This is a genomic window from Nitrosopumilus sp. b1 (genome assembly GCF_014078545.1).
Classification (GTDB): domain Archaea; phylum Thermoproteota; class Nitrososphaeria; order Nitrososphaerales; family Nitrosopumilaceae; genus PXYB01.
In genome coordinates, this window is the sequence record NZ_MU078796.1 from 1 (window position 1) to 1,040 (window position 1,040).

Below are 1,040 nucleotides of genomic sequence, written 5' to 3' on the forward strand. Positions count from 1 at the left end.
AGGAACAATTACTGATGCAGAAAAAATAATTTCAAAATGCAAGCAAGCAGGAGTTCTTACCTTAATTGATGGTGCACAAGCAGTACCACACATGCATGTTGATTTGGAAAAATTAGGATGTGACTTTTTTGCTTTCTCTGGACATAAAATGCTCGGACCAACAGGTGTTGGTGTTTTGTGGGTTAGAAAGGATGTTCTTGAAACTATGAATCCATTTCATGGTGGTGGTGATATGATTCGTGAAGTACACAAATTTGAGACAACTTGGAATGATCTGCCATACAAATTTGAAGCAGGAACTCCAAATATTGCAGATGTAGTTGGATTTGGTGCTGCAATTGATTATCTAACAAAAATTGGAATGGATAATGTACGTGAACATGAAGTTGAGCTAACAAAATATGCGATGGATAAAATTTCTAAAGTAAAGGGAATCACCATTTATGGCACAAAAGATATTTCAAAACGCGGTGGTGTAATCTCATTTAATTTCTCAGATGTTCATCCTCATGATGTAGCACAAATTATTGATGAGGAAGGCATTGCAGTTCGTTCTGGACATCACTGTGCACAAGTTTTGATGGAAAAACTTGATGTTGCTGCAACAAACCGTGCCAGTTTCTACATTTACAATACAAAAGAAGATGTTGATGCATTAATCAAGTCATTAGAAAAGGTAGCGAGGTTGTTTAAGCTTGAGTAGTAATGCTGACATTTACCATGAGATGATTATCGATTATTCACGAAATCCTCTAAACTACGGTGAAATGGAAAATCCTGACGTTACATATCATGATTCTAATCCATTATGTGGTGATAGTATTGACATTGATTTGAAATTTGATGACAAAAAAGTCTCTGATATCAAATTTCATGGAAAAGGATGTGCAATTTGCATGGCATGCTCTTCTGTTCTAACTGAAATTGCTAAAGGCAAAGACATTGAAGAAGTGAAAAAATTAGAAAAAAATGATGTTTTAAGTGAATTAGGTCTTGAAAATCTTCAGGCAGTCAGAATCAAATGTGCATTGTTATCCCTT

The 1,040-nt window shown here is 35.1% G+C and carries 2 protein-coding genes; both read left to right on the forward strand.

The genetic code is table 11. From position 1 onward, the window contains the following. On the forward strand, positions 1 to 703 hold a 703-nt coding region (locus C6988_RS10920), incomplete at its 5' end, for an aminotransferase class V-fold PLP-dependent enzyme (RefSeq protein ID WP_182135474.1). Continuing rightward, the coding region (locus C6988_RS10925; protein WP_182135476.1) for an iron-sulfur cluster assembly scaffold protein at positions 696 to 1,040 on the forward strand (345 nt) is incomplete at its 3' end. The genes C6988_RS10920 and C6988_RS10925, both read left to right, overlap by 8 nt.